The organism is Bradyrhizobium sp. USDA 336, from assembly GCF_044908355.1.
Lineage (GTDB): Bacteria > Pseudomonadota > Alphaproteobacteria > Rhizobiales > Xanthobacteraceae > Bradyrhizobium > Bradyrhizobium yuanmingense.
The window spans coordinates 6,726,181-6,742,417 of the sequence record NZ_JBIYDC010000002.1 but is presented as its reverse complement, the minus strand read 5'-3'; the positions used below and the strand labels follow the sequence as shown (position 1 = coordinate 6,742,417).

9 protein-coding genes are annotated in these 16,237 nt (G+C 65.6%); 6 read left to right on the top strand and 3 right to left on the bottom strand.

The features are described 5' to 3' along the window. Positions 1-18: 18 nt before the first annotated feature. Positions 19-651, bottom strand: a complete 633-nt coding sequence (locus tag ABIA45_RS32560; RefSeq protein WP_404654814.1) for a LysE family translocator — start codon at positions 649-651, stop codon at positions 19-21. A 234-nt stretch (positions 652-885) separates the two neighbouring features. Here ABIA45_RS32560 and ABIA45_RS32555 point away from each other — a divergent pair, with 234 nt between their 5' ends. Together ABIA45_RS32555 and ABIA45_RS32550 are read left to right on the top strand one after the other, a co-directional pair. Continuing rightward, on the top strand, positions 886-2,682 hold the full coding sequence (locus ABIA45_RS32555; protein ID WP_404654813.1) for an adenylate/guanylate cyclase domain-containing protein: 1,797 nt from the start codon (positions 886-888) through the stop codon (positions 2,680-2,682). 183 nt (positions 2,683-2,865) lie between these two features. Beyond that, positions 2,866-5,631: a di-heme-cytochrome C peroxidase gene (locus ABIA45_RS32550; protein WP_404654812.1), complete on the top strand. Its 2,766-nt coding sequence runs from the start codon at positions 2,866-2,868 to the stop codon at positions 5,629-5,631. Between the two features lie 157 nt (positions 5,632-5,788). Here ABIA45_RS32550 and ABIA45_RS32545 read toward each other — a convergent pair whose 3' ends face one another. Beyond that, positions 5,789-6,736 (bottom strand): alpha/beta fold hydrolase, encoded by a 948-nt coding sequence (locus tag ABIA45_RS32545; protein WP_404654811.1) that lies wholly within the window; start codon positions 6,734-6,736, stop codon positions 5,789-5,791. A gap of 206 nt (positions 6,737-6,942) precedes the next feature. Between ABIA45_RS32545 and ABIA45_RS32540 the strand changes: the two genes are divergently transcribed. Next, the gene (locus ABIA45_RS32540; protein WP_271545705.1) at positions 6,943-7,407 is read left to right on the top strand and encodes an Hsp20 family protein; all 465 of its coding nucleotides are present in this window, start codon (positions 6,943-6,945) and stop codon (positions 7,405-7,407) included. A 155-nt stretch (positions 7,408-7,562) separates the two neighbouring features. Further along, positions 7,563-8,333 carry an alpha/beta fold hydrolase gene (locus ABIA45_RS32535; protein ID WP_271545708.1) on the top strand — a complete coding sequence of 257 codons (771 nt, stop codon included), beginning with the start codon at positions 7,563-7,565 and terminating at the stop codon, positions 8,331-8,333. A gap of 259 nt (positions 8,334-8,592) precedes the next feature. Here the strand turns inward: ABIA45_RS32535 and ABIA45_RS32530 are convergent, their stop codons facing one another. Continuing rightward, positions 8,593-9,345, bottom strand: a complete 753-nt coding sequence (locus ABIA45_RS32530; RefSeq protein WP_404654810.1) for a hypothetical protein — start codon at positions 9,343-9,345, stop codon at positions 8,593-8,595. Positions 9,346-9,835: 490 nt separating this feature from the next. Between ABIA45_RS32530 and gltB the strand changes: the two genes are divergently transcribed. Both gltB and ABIA45_RS32520 read left to right on the top strand, forming a co-directional pair. Then, positions 9,836-14,581 (top strand): glutamate synthase large subunit, encoded by a 4,746-nt coding sequence (gltB, locus tag ABIA45_RS32525; RefSeq protein ID WP_404654809.1) that lies wholly within the window; start codon positions 9,836-9,838, stop codon positions 14,579-14,581. A 144-nt stretch (positions 14,582-14,725) separates the two neighbouring features. After that, positions 14,726-16,177 (top strand): glutamate synthase subunit beta, encoded by a 1,452-nt coding sequence (locus tag ABIA45_RS32520; protein ID WP_404654808.1) that lies wholly within the window; start codon positions 14,726-14,728, stop codon positions 16,175-16,177. The last annotated feature ends 60 nt before the right edge of the window (positions 16,178-16,237 follow it).

Here is a 16,237-nt window from a genome sequence, read left to right as displayed (position 1 = left end):
CTCATTCACCAGAAGGAGCTACCGCGTCTCCAGCATGGCGACGCGGATGCCGAGATAGACGAAGAGGCCGCCGAGAGCGCGGTTGACCCAGGCGATCGCGCCCTCGGACTGCCGCAGCCGGTAGGCGGCTCTGGCGGCGAACGCCGCCAGCACCAGGCACCACAGTGTCCCCGTAAAGATGAAGATCAGGCCGAGCGTCAGGAAGGCGAGCGGCTTGTGCGGGGCATCGGCTGCGACGAATTGCGGCAGAAAGGCCAGGAAGAACAGCGCGACCTTCGGATTGAGCGCGTTGGTGAAGACGCCCTGGAGGAAGACCCGCTGCAATGAGCTCCGCGCCGGCTCGTCGATGCTTGCAGCCAGCGCCGGGCGCGACCACAGCATCTGGAGACCGGTCACGACGAGATAGGCCGCGCCGACCAGCTTCAGGATCGAGAAGGCCGTGGACGAGGCCATCAGCAGAGCCGAAAGCCCGATCGCCGCGCCCGCGACATGGACGACGCAGCCGCAACTGATGCCCAAGGCGGCAGCGGCGCCGCCCCGCCAGCCCATCTGCATGCTGCGGCCGATCACGTAAACCGAATCCGGCCCTGGCGTGATGTTGAGCAGCACGCCCGAGAGGATGAAAAGCCCGATCTCGTGAATGCCCAGCATGAAGGTCCTCCGCTGCCGTCCTGGCAGTCCTGGTTCCGCTTAGTCGGTTCGCCCGTTCCCGTCCACCGCCGGGATTGCGCAGGATTTACCTCAAATTTGCAATGCGGATCATGCTTCCGCTGCGGCGCATCTGCTCTATAAAGGCGGGGTTCTTGAAATGCGGGATTCGCGGCAACCGCCATGCTGGGGCCGGTCCCGGATTCTCGACCCAAGTCCCGTTGGAGCTCTGCGGATATGGAAAGACGTCTGGCCGCCATCGTCTGCGCCGATGTCGCCGGCTATTCGCGCATGATGGGCAGCGACGAGGCCGGCACCCATGCCGCCTTCAAGGCCCATCGCGCCGCGATCCATCCGATCATCCTCAATCACGGCGGCCGCGTCGTGAAGAACACCGGCGACGGCTTCCTGCTGGAATTCGCCTCCATCGTCGGCGCCACCGAGGCGGCGATCGCGATGCAGACGCTGATGGCAGAGCGCAACCGCCATCTGCCGGCGGACCGCGCCATGCAGTTCCGGCTCGGCATTCACATGGGCGACGTCATCGCCGACGAGGACGAGGTCTTCGGCGACGACGTCAACATCGCCGTCCGCCTGGAATCGGTGGCGAGCCCCGGCGGCTTCGCGATCTCGGCCAAGGCCTACCGGGAGGCGAGCAAGCATCTCACCGTGCCGCTGATCGATGCCGGCAACCATCGCTTCAAGAACATCAAGGATGCGATCGGGGTCTTTACCTGGACGCCCGAGGGCGCGCCGGCGCTTGCCCCCGAGCTTCGTGAGGCCTCGGCGCTGTCGCAGCAGTACCGCACCGCGATCGTCGGCGTGCTGCCCTTTGCCAATCTCAGCGACGCCCAGGACGAATATTTCTCCGACGGCCTCACCGAGGACCTGATCCACGCGCTATCGCTGCAATCCTTCTATCGGGTGCTGAGCCGCAACTCGACCTTCGCCTTCAAGGGCAAGAATGTGGGCACCCGGCTGATCGCGCGCGAGATCGACGCCACCTATCTGATCCAGGGCTCGGTGCGGCGCGCCGGCGCCAAGATCCGCGTCACCGCCGAGCTGATCGCGCCAGAGACCGGCGAGCAGCTCTGGACCGGCCGCTACGACCGCGACATCGGCGATTTGTTCGCGATGCAGGACGAGATCACCACCAATTTGTCCGCCGCCATCGCTACCGAGATCGTCCGTGCCGAAGCCTCGGCACCGGCGCGGCTCTCGACCGACGTCACCGCCTGGGACCGCTTCCTCAAGGGGCTGTCGCATTACTATCTGCAAACCAAGGAAGATCTGGCCGCCGCGGTCGACCTATTCCGCGAGGCCATCGGGCTCGATCCCAAGCTGTCGATCGCGCATGCCTATCTCGCCACGATCCAGATCCAGAGCATTCAGTTCGGCTGGGTCAAGGGCACGCGCGAGATGTGGGCCGAGGCGATGAGCCTCGCCGAAACCAGCGTCCGGCTTGATCCGCGCTCCTCCTTTGCGTTCTCGATCCTGACCTGGGCGCACGCGTTGGAGGGTCATCACGAGGCGGCAATGGACGCCGCCAAGCGCGCGGTCGCGCTCAACCCTTACGACAATGGCGCGCGCGGCGTGCTCGGCATCTGCCATTTCATGATCGGCGAGCACCGCGAGGCGATCGAGCTGTTCTCGATGGCCGCGCAACGCGACAACAGCGACCCGCGCTACCAATGGTCGGCGCTGAACGCGTTCAGTCATTATCTTCTGCGCCAATATGACGCGACGCTGTCGTGGGCCCGCGAGCAGCTCTACATCAACCCGAATCACATGCAGGCGCTGGCGATCCGCGCGGCGGCGTTGGCGCAGCTCGGGCGAAGCGACGAGGCCAGCGAGGCCGCCCGCGTGCTGATGGCAAATTATCCAACGCTGAACGTCGACAGGCACTTGCGCAACTTCCACTGGAAGCGGCCCGAGGATATCGCCCATTATCGCGAGGGGCTGCTGAAGGCCGGCGTACCGCTCGGCAAGCTGACGCTGGTGCAGAGCGACGTGAGACGGGCCGCCGAATCCTGAGCGAAGGAGCCGCAGGCCCGACGTGGTTCCGGTGCGACCGCCTGCTCGTGTTGACACGACAGTGAAATGGGCCACACTCGTCACACGCTGAAGTAGTATATCGTGCTGTCGGTTTGTTAGGACTTTCCGCGCTCTAACAGCGCGCCTGCTTTTTCAAGATTCGCTGCTTTCAGGATTTGGGCCATGCATCACCCCGCTTCGAAGCCGCCCCTCGATCCCTCGATTCCAGTCTCGCCGAACAATCCCTGCCCGTTCCTGCGCGGCCTCGTCGGCGAAGGCTTCGTCGAGGGCGGCACCGTCCCGCTCAACACGCTGTCGCAGACCATCGCCAATGCGACCGGCGAGACGGGGCTGAAGAAGGTCTCGGCCCGCATCCAGGTCCGCGGCGTTGCGATGATCGCCAACGGCGTCAAGCACATCCTCAAGAGCATCTTTTCGGGCGCGCAGCTCGACGCGCTGCGCGGGGGGCCGCTGGACAAGCGCGGCGCCGGCTCGCGCATCCTCGGCGTCGACGGCAAGGTCGACGAGGACGAGATCGCGCGGCTCGCGAGCTTCGGCCGGACCTACACCGACCCGAACACCGGCAGCAGCGAGCCCGGCCTCAATGCCGCGGAAATCAAGACCTTCATGCGCGCCAACCTCGAGCGCGCCGGCAGCGCCGCTCGTTGGTACTACCCGCTGCTGATGAAGTTCGAATGGCCCATCCTTTTGAAGATCATCGGCAAGGGCAAGCAGGGCGAAGAGCGCTATCTCAGCGTGGCCGACGTGCGCACGCTGTTCGAACAGCGCCAATTCCCCGACCGCATCAACCAGCGCATCGTATCGCAGCCGCTGCTGTCGTCCTGCCAGCTCCGCTTTCGCTGGGCGGTCGCGCTCACGGCGCTCGTCATCGGCCTTGGCCTCGCCGCCCTGGTCGCGGTCGCCGAATTCCCCAACCAGGTTCGCGCCATGCTGCCGCAGAAGGGCGTGCTGGTGAATCTCCTGCCGCCGCCCCTGCCGGCGATGCCCGAAACCAAGGCTGCTTACTGGCTCGAGCAAAACTGGTCGCTCAAGGACCGACACTGGTTCCACCACGCCAGCCAGGGCACCGCGACGTTCCCGGTGCCCTATGAGTGGTTCGTGGCGCTGGAGCAGCCGCGGCTCCACCTGTTCTCCAAGCCGGGCCTGATCAAGGACAGCGCCTATCTCGAGCGCTTCGGCTTCATCCCGAGCCCGCAATCGGTCCAGGTCGACACGGCGACGCTGCGCCGCTTCGGCTACGCCAATGTCTACGAGACCACGCAAGCGTCGGACTGGTCGACGCGCTGGACGCCGGCGGAGAACGTCGACCGCCTGCCGGTCGGCTTCGCGCGCATGACCGGCGTGGTCGATCCCGCGACGAGCCGCCGCGAGGACGACATGATCGGACTGACCTGCGCCGCCTGTCATACCGGCCAGATCCATTACCAGGGCGTCGACGTCCGCTTCGACGGCGGCCCGGCGATGACCGACCTGAAGAAGCTCGAGCTCGCGACCGGCCTGTCGATCGCCTACACGCTGTACGTCCCGTTCCGCTTCCAGCGTTTCGCCGATCGCGTGCTCGGCCCCGACGCCAGCAAGGCGGACCGCGCTGCGCTCAAGCAGAAGCTGAGCACGATCGGCAGCTTCCTGATCGACTGGGCCAAGACCTACGAGAAAACGATCGAAGGCAAGACGACCTGGGACGGCAAGCAGCAGCAGGACACCGAGGAAGGGTTCGGCCGGCTCGATGCCCTCAACCGCATCGGCAACCAGGTGTTTTCGCAGGACCTTGCAATGAGCGGGGTCAAGGGATTCGAGAAGAACCTGCACGCCCAGGACGCGCCGGTCAGCTATCCCGCGATCTGGACGGTGCCCTGGTTCAAGTTCGCCCAATACGACGCCTCGATCGAGCAGCCGCTGATCCGCAACGCCGGCGAAGCCCTCGGCGTCACGGCGCTGCTCAATTTGTCCGACGCCTATCCACAGGACAGGCTATGGCGCTCCTCGGTGAACATCAGGACGCTCGGCTGGATCGAGGACATGCTGAGAGGCCCCGATCCATTCAAGGCGGCTGATGGTCCGAAGTTCGGCGGCCTGCTCGCACCGAAATGGCCCTCGCACATCCTCGGCGATGCCTGGAAGCTGAAGCCCGACCGCGTCGAGCGCGGCCGTGCCATCTACGCGGAGATGTGCTCCGGATGCCATCTGCCTGACATCAACACCCCGGCCTTCTGGTCGTCGAAGCGCTGGGAGCCGAGCGGCGACAGCAAGGTGCTGAATGCGGTCACGATCCCGCTCGACGAGATCAAGACCGATCCCGAGCAGTCCCTGGTTCTCAGCAAGCGGACCGTCGACGTGCCCGGCTTTCTGAAGGTCAACACGGCCGACCTGCAGACATGGTGGCAGTGCGAGATCCCGACTGCGAGCGCTTCGCCCAACGAGATGGTCTATGCGCTCGGCCTCATGACGGTGGTCGACCTCGTCGCCCGCAAATGGATGGACGACGAGAACATCCCCGAGGCCGAACGGGCGCAGATGTGGAATCTCGCGCGCAAGAACTGTCTCAATCCCGCGCCCGATCCGCGCTATCGCGCGAGGCCCTTGAACGGCATCTGGGCCACTGCGCCTTACCTGCACAACGGCTCGGTGCCTTCGCTGTACTGGCTGCTGAAGCCGCAGAACGAGCGTCCGCAAAAATTCTGCATGGGCCGCCGCGACTACGACCCCGACACCGTCGGTTTCGCAGTCGCCGCCGACGAGCGCTGCAAGACCGGTCAAACGGAGTTCTCCGCGACCGGCTCCGACGGCAAGCCGATCCAGGGCAACAGCGTGCTCGGCCATTCCTTCGAGCGCAAGGACGGCGAGCCAAAGCGTCCCGGCGTCATCGGCCGCATGTTCAAGGACGACGCCGAGCGCTACGACCTGATCGAGTATCTGAAGACGCTGTAAGCTGCTTTTCACCTCTCCCCGCTTGCGGGGAGAGGTCGGATCGCTCTTGCGATCCGGGTGAGGGGGTACCGGTCTCTCGACGATCTCGCGTGCGGAGAGAGGCCCCTCACCCCAACCCTCTCCCCGTAAGAACGGGGCGAGGGAGCGCACCGTCTTCTCACTTGAACAGTGGCGTGCCCGGCACGAAGGCGTCGAAGGCGGCCCAGAACTGCGCGCGGTAGCGGTCCTGCTCCTGGAGGATCTCGTGCTTGGCACCGGCGATCACGAGATGGGAGCCGGCGCGCAAATGATAGGCGAATTCCTCGATCGCCGCGGTCGAGACTACGGCATCGTTGGAGGCCGCCAGCATCAGGATCGGCTGGCGGATCTGTGAGGGGTAGTTCACGCGCTTGAAGGTGTGCATCGCGCGGAAGGCGGTATCGGCCCAGGCGACCGTCGGCGAGGCTAGGCCAAGCGTCGGGTCTTCCTCCAGGATCGCGGCGTTGCGCGCATAGCGGACCGGATCGCTGGTCAGGGGATTGTTGATGAAGGGTTCGAGCCCGGTGAGGCGGTCGCTGCCGCCGGGAACGTAGCGGCCGCCCTGTCCGAAGAGGCGCATCGTCTTGAGCAGCGCACGCACCGGCAACGAGGTGGTGCGCCCGGGCAGGTCGATCATCGGCGCAGACAGCACCATGCGGTCGAACCAGCGCTTGCCGGCATGCGCCACGCGCAGCAGCACCGTGCCGCCCATGGAATGGGCCAGCGCGAAGAAGGGCGGCGGGCAATCCGGCAGCACCACCTGCTGCACGAAGGTCTCGACGTCGATTTCGAAATCGGCGAAGTCGCGCACATAGCCCTTGCGCGGATCGCGCAGGCGGCGCGACGAATGGCCCTGCCCGCGCCAGTCGATCATCGCCACCGCAAAGCCGCGGTCGCGCAGGTCGCGCACGGTCTCGAAATATTTCTCGATCTGCTCGCTGCGCCCGGTGAAGACGCAGACCGTGCCCTTGCGGCCCGCCGGCGGCGCCCAGCGCGCAAAGCGCAGCTCGACGCCATCAGGGGTCTTGATGGTGCCGCTGACGACGTTTTCGGGGACGGGATTGGCGGGAATCGAGACCAGCGTCATTGGGCGGGAAGTGCTGCAAATCAAGGGGCCAAAGCGCCGAAAAGGCGCCTGTCCCGCCCTCTTGAACGCCGTCTCGTTCCACCCATATCATCTTCGTGCAGGCCGCTACCAGTGTTTCGGAACCGGAACATCAGGCTGCACACAGACTAAAGCCCGGCCCGGTTGGCGGGCGGGTTACCAACAGTCGCTCAATGGAGGACTTGACCATGCGTACCTACGATCTCACTCCGTTCTATCGTTCCACCGTCGGCTTCGACCGTCTCTTCAACCTGCTCGACCAGACCAGCTCCGACGGCAGCCCCGGTTATCCCCCCTACAACATCGAGCGCACCGGCGAGAACGCCTACCGCATCACCGTTGCGGTTTCGGGCTTTGCCAAGGATGAGCTCTCCATCGTGGCCAAGGAAAACACGCTGACGATCAAGGGCGAGAAGGTCGCGAACGAGAACTCGAAATCCGAAGTGCTCTACCGCGGCATCGCCGCGCGTGCCTTCGAGCGCGCCTTCCAGCTTGCCGACTTCGTGCAGGTGAAGGACGCCTCGCTCGAGAACGGGCTGCTTCACGTCGACCTCGTTCGCGAGATTCCCGAGGCCAAGAAGCCGCGCCAGATCGCGATCAACGCCGGCGCCAAGGCGCAGGTGATCGAGAACTCCGCCGCGCAGGCCGCCTGAGCCAGGCGACCAAACCCAGCGACTTCCAGGTTGCGAAAACGCCCCGGTGCCCCGGGGCGTTTTTTCGTTGCAATGCATCACAGAGCAGTGAAGGCGTAACACCGCCGTCCCCGTCTCCGTCCTTTGGGCATCGAACCAAAAACACGGAGAAGATCATGTCACTCTGGCGCAGCCTTTTCGTCGCCGCGAGCCTTTTGGCCGCTCCCCTCAACCTCGCTCATGCCCAGACACCGCAGACGGTCAAGGCGAAGAACGTCGTGCTGGTGCACGGCGCCTGGGCCGACGGCTCGAGCTGGTCGGAGGTGATCCCGATCCTGCAGGCTGCAGGCCTGCATGTGACGGCCGTGCAAAATCCGCTGTCCTCGCTCAGCGACTCCGTCGAGACGACCAAGCGGGCGCTGGCCGAGCAGGACGGGCCGACGGTGCTGGTCGCGCATTCCTGGGGCGGCACCGTGATCAGCCAGGTCGGCACCGACCCGAAGGTCACCGGCCTCGTCTACGTCGCCGCACGCGCGCCCGATGCGAACGAGGATTTCGTTGCGCTGTCGAAGCAGTTTCCGACCGCGCCGGCGCGTGCCGGCATCGTCGAGCGCGACGGCTACACCAAGCTCTCGGAAGACGCCTTCCTGAAGTACTTCGCCAACGGCGTGAAGCCGGAGCAGGCCAAGGAGCTCTACGCCGTGCAATGGCCGACGGCGGCCTCGATCTTCGCCGGCCGCACCACGGAGGCGGCGTGGCGCTCCAAGCCGAGCTGGTACGCGGTGTCGAAGAACGACTACACCATCAACCCCGATTTCGAGCGCTTCCTCGCCAAGCGCATGAACGCGACCACGATCGAGCTCGATGCCGGCCACCTCTCGCTGGTGTCGCATCCGAAGGAGGTGGCGAATCTGATCCTGGATGCGGCGGGATATCCGCGGAGCTGAAGCGATCGTCGAAATGGAAAAGGCGCCTGAATGCTCAGGCGCGTTTGTCTTGGCCAACTCTCTCCAGATGTCGTCCCCGCCTAGTGCGCAATTGCGCACGGGGGCGGGGACCCATAACCCCAGGGAGCGGTTTGGCGAAGACTCGGAGTCCGGTACTCGCACCTCATCCCCACCGATAGATCACGCGGTATGGGTCCCCGCCTTCGCGGGGACGACAGCGACGGTGTGATGAGCGGTGTCACGTCAAACTCGCGTCGCCCTAGTCCAACCCCTGCGCAGCCGGCATGTCCTGCGTCGGCAGGATCGTCGGGGCCGGCCTGACCTGACCGACGGTCGGCGCGGCGGCCTCGGCCGGCTTCGCCTGCACAGCGGCGGCTTGCTGGACAGGCTGGGCCTGCACTGCCTGGGCCTGCGAGTCTGTCGGCTTGGCAACGGCGACCGGCGTCTCGGCACGCCGCGGGGCAGCCTTCGGCAGCGGCACGGCGCGGCTTGCCACATGCGGGATCGACGCCGGCGGGCGCGGCGGGCCGCCGCGGATCACGGTCGGCGGCGGCAGTGCGGTTTGCGGCCCATAAGGCGCGACCGCGCGTTCGTCATAGGAAGGCGCCATGCCATAGGCATCAGTGGCAGGCATGAAGCGGATGACCCGCCCGTCGCGGGCGTCGATCACCAGCCGGCCATCGTCGCCACGGCGGTCGATCACCGCAATGGTGTAGACGCTGCCGCGCAGGCGCGGGATACCGAGCGGCAAGAAGCCGTTTTCGCGCAGCACCGCGTAGACCTCCGTCGACGGCAGCAAGGCCTGTGCCGGGCCGCGTTCTTCGTAGCCGTAGCCATAGCCATAGCCATAACGCGGCGGCGGGGCGGCCTCCGGCGGCGCGTAAGGCCCGTCGAAATCCGAGACCGCGATGACGGCCCCTCGAGCGAAACCGCTCGCGGGAACCTGGGCATGGACCGCACTGGCAGCCAGCACCAACGCGGCGGCCGCCACACATCCTGTGAAAAACTTCATGATCCAGACGCTCCTGTCAGGCCCTCCGGTGGCCGCCCTGTTTCGCTTCTCGCGGCGTGGCGCGCCTTCCGAAGGGTTGATCCGAAGCTTCATTTGGGATTTCGGCGCCCGCGGGGCCGGATAAGGGCGTGTTTGCCTCAAAACCGGGGCTGCGCAACTTTTGGAAAGCGATTGATTGACTTCTGCGGAATCGGGACTTCCGCGCGCTTGTGTGCTAGACAAAAATTTGGCAAGGTGATGGTTAGGACAGGAAGACTGTCTCATTTTGCTTGCGGTTCCGGCATAGGGATTGCAGCGAGAACTGGTGCTCTCGAGCGCCGGCAAGGTACCAGGCAAAGCCGTTCTCGGGGACGAAGAACGCCTAGGCCTGAATTTAAGAAAATGCGGCTCGCAGAGGACGAGCGGTGGCCCAGGAGCGGGTGCCGCGGGACGCCCAAGGTGCGCCGAAGATGGCGGTGAGGCAGCTTGCCGCATGGAGAGGACAGGAACAATGAACGGGTCGCAATTCGAGCGCGCAAGCATCGTGGCAGAAGAGCTGTCGGCGACGGTCGCCTCGAAAACGACCGATCCGATCACCTCACCGATTCAAGAGCACAATTCGCGCCCCACAGCCGAAGGCCTGTACGATCCGAGCCTGGAGAAGGATTCTTGCGGCGTCGGCTTCATCGCCAACATCAAAGGCAAGAAGTCGCACGAGATCGTCTCGGACGCGCTGAGCATCCTCTGCAACCTCGAGCATCGCGGCGCCGTCGGCGCCGACCCGCGCGCTGGCGACGGCGCCGGCATTCTGGTGCAGATCCCGCACGCCTTCTTCAGCCGCAAGGCCTCAGAGCTCGGCTTCAAGCTGCCGGCGCCCGGCGAGTACGCCATCGGCGCGTTGTTCATGCCGCGCGACACCGCCTGGCGCAACGTGATCAAGAGCATCGTCGCCGACCAGATCAAGGAAGAGGGTCTGACCCTGCTGGGCTGGCGCGACGTGCCGACCGACAATTCCTCGCTCGGCGTCACCGTGAAGCCGACCGAGCCCGCCTGCATGCAGGTGTTCATCGGCCGCAACGGCACCGCCAAGACCGAGGACGAGTTCGAGCGCCGGCTCTACATTCTGCGCAAGTCGATCTCGCAGGCGATCTACCAGCGCCGCGACCGCGGCCTCGCCGGCTATTACCCGTGCTCGATGTCCTGCCGCACCGTGATCTACAAGGGCATGTTCCTCGCCGACCAGCTCGGCAAGTACTATCCCGATCTGCACGAGGCTGACTTCGAGAGCGCGCTCGCGCTCGTGCACCAGCGCTTCTCGACCAACACCTTCCCGGCCTGGTCGCTGGCGCATCCCTACCGCATGATCGCGCACAACGGCGAGATCAACACGCTGCGCGGCAACGTCAACTGGATGGCGGCGCGCCAGGCCTCGGTCAGCTCCGAGCTCTACGGCAAGGACATCAACCGGCTCTGGCCGATCTCCTATGAAGGACAGTCGGACACCGCCTGCTTCGACAACGCGCTCGAATTCCTGGTGCAGGGCGGCTACTCGCTGCCGCACGCCGTCATGATGATGATTCCGGAGGCGTGGGCCGGCAATCCCTTGATGGATGAGAAGCGCCGCGCCTTCTACGAATATCATGCCGCGCTGATGGAGCCGTGGGACGGCCCTGCCGCGATCGCCTTCACCGACGGCCGCCAGATCGGCGCCACGCTCGACCGCAACGGCCTGAGGCCCGCGCGCTATCTCGTCACCAAGGACGATCGCATCGTCATGGCGTCCGAGATGGGCGTGCTGACGATCCCAGAGGACCAGATCATCACCAAGTGGCGGCTGCAGCCGGGCAAGATGCTGCTGGTCGACCTCGAGCAGGGCCGCCTGATCCCGGACGACGAGATCAAGGCTTCGCTCGCCGCCAGCCATCCCTACAAGGAGTGGCTGGAGCGGACCCAGATCGTGCTGGAAGACCTGCCGAAGGTGCCGACCACTGGCGTGCGCTCAAACCTGTCGCTGCTCGACCGCCAGCAGGCGTTCGGCTACAGCCAGGAAGACATCACCATCCTGATGACGCCGATGGCGGCCACGGGCGAAGAAGCCGCAGGCTCGATGGGCAACGACACGCCGATCTCGGCGCTGTCGGACAAGGCCAAGCCGCTGTTCACCTACTTCAAGCAGAACTTCGCACAGGTCACCAACCCGCCGATCGACCCGATCCGCGAGGAGCTGGTGATGAGCCTTGTCTCGATCATCGGGCCGCGGCCGAACCTGTTCGACCTGCAGGGCATGGCTACGACCAAGCGCCTCGAAGTGCGCCAGCCGATCCTGACCGACGCGGACCTGGAAAAGATCCGCTCGATCTCGGAGGTGGCGGAGTCGCACTTCAAGTCGCGCACGCTGGACACCACCTTCCACGCCGGCCTCGGCGCGGCGGGCATGGACCAGGTGCTGGACGAGCTCTGCGCGCGCGCCGAAAGCGCAGTGCGCGAGGGCGTCAACATCATCATCCTGTCCGACCGCATGGTCGGCACCGACCGCGTGCCGATCCCCTCGCTGCTGGCCTGCGCCGCCGTGCATCATCACCTGATCCGCACCGGCCTGCGCACCTCGGTCGGCCTCGTCGTCGAATCCGGCGAGCCGCGTGAAGTGCATCACTTCGCCTGCCTTGCCGGCTACGGCGCCGAAGCGATCAATCCCTACCTCGCGTTCGAAACCATCACCGCGATGAAGGACCGCCTGCCCGGCTCGCTCGACGACTATGAGATCGTCAAGCGCTACATCAAGTCGATCGGCAAGGGCCTGCTCAAGGTGATGTCCAAGATGGGCATCTCGACCTACCAGTCCTATTGCGGCGCCCAGATCTTCGACGCCGTCGGCCTCAAGGCCGACTTCGTCGCCAAGTTCTTCGCCGGCACGCACACCCGCGTCGAGGGCGTCGGCCTTGGGGAGATCGCCGAGGAAGCCGTGCGCCGCCACGCCGACGCGTTCGGCGAGGCGCAGGTCTACAAGACTGCGCTCGATGTCGGCGGCGAATATGCCTATCGCAGCCGCGGCGAGGACCACGCCTGGACCGCGGAGTCGGTGTCGCTACTGCAGCACGCCGCGCGCGGCAATTCGCAGGAGCGCTACCGCGCCTTCGCCAAGATCCTGAACGAGCAGTCGGAGCGCCTGTTGACGCTGCGCGGCCTGTTCCGGATCAAGAACGCGGAGGAAGAGAAGCGCAAGCCCGTGCCGCTCGAGCAGGTCGAGCCGGCCAAGGAGATCGTCAAGCGTTTCGCCACCGGTGCGATGAGCTTCGGCTCGATCTCGCGCGAGGCGCACACCACGCTCGCGATCGCCATGAACCGGATCGGCGGCAAGTCGAACACCGGCGAAGGCGGCGAGGAAGCCGACCGCTTCAAGCCGATGCCGAACGGCGATTCCATGCGTTCGGCGATCAAGCAGGTCGCCTCGGGTCGCTTCGGCGTCACCACGGAGTATCTCGTTAACTCCGACATGATGCAGATCAAGATGGCGCAGGGTGCCAAGCCCGGCGAAGGCGGCCAGCTGCCCGGCCACAAGGTCGACGCGACCATCGCAAGAGTCCGGCACTCGACGCCGGGCGTCGGCCTGATCTCACCGCCGCCGCACCACGACATTTACTCGATCGAGGACCTGGCGCAGCTCATCTACGACCTCAAGAACGTCAACCCGACGGGCGACGTCTCGGTCAAGCTCGTCTCGGAGATCGGCGTCGGCACTGTGGCCGCGGGCGTTGCCAAGGCGCGCGCCGACCATGTCACCATCGCGGGCTTCGAGGGCGGCACGGGTGCTTCGCCGCTGACCTCGATCAAGCATGCGGGATCGCCGTGGGAAATCGGCCTCGCCGAAACCCACCAGACCCTGGTGCGCGAGCGGCTGCGCAGCCGCATCGTGGTCCAGGTCGACGGCGGCTTCCGCACCGGCCGTGACGTCGTGATCGGCGCGCTGCTGGGCGCCGACGAGTTCGGCTTCGCTACCGCGCCGTTGATTGCGGCCGGCTGTATCATGATGCGCAAGTGTCATCTCAACACCTGCCCGGTCGGCGTCGCGACCCAGGACCCTGTCCTGCGCAAGCGCTTCACCGGCCAGCCCGAGCACGTGATCAACTACTTCTTCTTCGTCGCGGAGGAAGTCCGCGAGATCATGGCTTCGCTCGGCTTCCGCACCTTCAACGAGATGGTCGGCCAGGTGCAGCTGCTCGACCAGACCAAGCTGGTCGCGCACTGGAAGGCCAAGGGGCTCGACTTCTCCAAGCTCTTCGTCAAGCAGAAGGAAGAGAGGGGCCAGAAGATCTATCACTCCGAGCGCCAGAACCATCATCTGGAGGCGGTGCTCGACCGCACGCTGATCGAGAAGGCGCAGGCAGCGCTCGATCGCGGCGCGCCGGTGAAGATCGAGGCCGCCATCAACAGCACCAACCGCTCCGCAGGCGCGATGCTGTCCGGCGCGGTCGCCAAGATCTACGGCCATGCCGGCCTGCCGCACGACACCATCCATGTCAGCCTCACGGGCACGGCAGGTCAGGCCTTCGGCGCCTGGCTCGCCCACGGCGTCACCTTCGAGCTCGAAGGTGAAGGCAACGACTATGTCGGCAAGGGCCTCTCGGGCGGCAAGATCATCGTCAAGCCGCCGAGGAACTCGGCCATCGTGCCGGAAGAGAGCATCATCGTCGGCAACACCGTGATGTACGGCGCGATCGAGGGCGAGTGCTACTTCCGCGGCATCGCCGGCGAGCGTTTTGCCGTGCGTAACTCGGGCGCGGTCGCCGTGGTCGAGGGCGCGGGCGATCATTGCTGCGAATACATGACCGGCGGCATCGTGGTCGTGCTCGGCAAGACCGGGCGCAACTTCGCGGCCGGCATGTCCGGCGGCATCGCCTACGTGCTGGACGAGGCCGGCGACTTCGACAAGCTGTGCAACCTCAGCATGGTCGAGCTCGAGCCGGTGCTGTCGGAGGAGTTGATCAACGCCGGTACCTATCACCATGCCGGCGACCTCGAGGCGCATGGCCGGGTCGACGTGTTCAGGAACCTGCTCGCCTCCGACGTCGAGCGGCTGCACGTCCTGATCTCGCGCCACGCCAAGGCGACCGGCTCCAAGCGCGCCGCCGAGATCCTCGCCAATTGGAAGGACTGGCTGCCCAAATTCCGCAAGGTGATGCCGGTCGAGTACCGGCGCGCGCTGCGCGAGATGGCCGCCAACGCGGACGCCGAGCCGAAAATCGCGATCGGGGCGTAAGACATTACACCTCGTCATTGCGAGCGAAGCGAAGCAATCCAGAAACTCTGCGGAAACAGACTGGATTGCTTCGTCGCAAGAGCTCCTCGCAATGACGACGAGAAAGAAACAGAACGAATCTAGGCGGCAGGGACTTCGGGTTTAATGGGCAAGATCACGGGTTTTCTGGAAATCGAACGGCACGACCGCAAGTACACCCCGGTCGCCGAGCGCGTGAAGCATTACAAGGAATTCGTCGTTCCGCTCTCCGAGAAGGAGGTGCGCGACCAGGCCGCGCGCTGCATGAATTGCGGCATTCCCTATTGCCACGGCACCGGCTCGGTCGCGCCGGGCACGCCGGGCTGCCCGGTCAACAACCAGATCCCCGACTGGAACGACCTCGTCTATCAGGGCAATTGGGAAGAGGCCTCGCGCAACCTGCATTCGACCAACAATTTCCCGGAGTTCACGGGGCGCATTTGCCCAGCGCCGTGCGAAGCGTCCTGCACGCTCAACATTGACGACAACCCCGTCACCATCAAGACCATCGAATGCGCGATCGTTGACCGCGCCTGGGACAATGGCTGGCTCAAGCCGGAAGTCGCCACCGTCAAGACCGGCAAGAAAGTCGCGGTGATCGGCTCGGGTCCGGCCGGCATGGCCTGTGCGCAGCAGCTGGCGCGCGCCGGCCACGACGTCCACCTCTACGAGAAGTACGCCAAGGCCGGCGGCCTGCTGCGCTACGGCATCCCCGACTTCAAGATGGAGAAGGGCGTCATCGACCGCCGCGTGGCGCAGATGGAGGCCGAAGGCGTCACCTTTCACTACAACAGCCATGTCGGCGCTGACGGCAATGTCGATCCGCGCGAGATGCTCAACGAGTACGACGCGGTGGCGTTGACCGGCGGCGCGGAAGCCCCGCGCGACCTGCCGATCCCCGGCCGCGAGCTCGCCGGCATCCACTACGCCATGGACTTCCTGCCGCAGCAGAACCGCCGCGTCTCCGAGGAGCCGCTCGGCGGCGTCCAGGAGATCCTAGCCGGCGGCAAGCATGTCGTCGTCATCGGCGGCGGTGACACCGGCAGCGACTGCATCGGCACCTCGCTGCGCCAGGGCGCGCTGTCGGTGACCCAGCTCGAGATCATGCCCGCTCCCCCCGAGCGCGAGAACAAGGGCCTGACCTGGCCGAACTGGCCGCTGAAGATGCGAACCTCGTCGAGCCAGGCCGAAGGCGCGGTGCGCGAATACGCCGTGCTGACCCAGAAGTTCTCTGGCGAGAACGGCCAGGTCAAGAAGCTGCACTGCGTCCGCGTCGACGACAAGTTCAAGCCGCTTCCCGGCACCGAGTTCGAGCTCGATGCCGAGCTCGTCCTGCTCGCGATGGGCTTCGTCCACCCCGTGCACGAGGGCCTGTTGAAGCTGCTCGCGGTCGACCTCGACCCGCGCGGCAACGTCAAAGCCAACACGCTCGACTACCAGACCTCGCGCCCCAACGTGTTCACCGCCGGTGACATGCGCCGCGGCCAGTCACTGGTGGTGTGGGCGATCCGCGAGGGCCGGCTGTGCGCCCGGTCGATCGATACGTTCCTGATGGGGAAGACAGATCTGCCCCGGTAGGCAAGCCGGTCATTCCGGGGCGCGCCACTTGGCGCGAGCCCGGAATCCATCGGGCCGCAA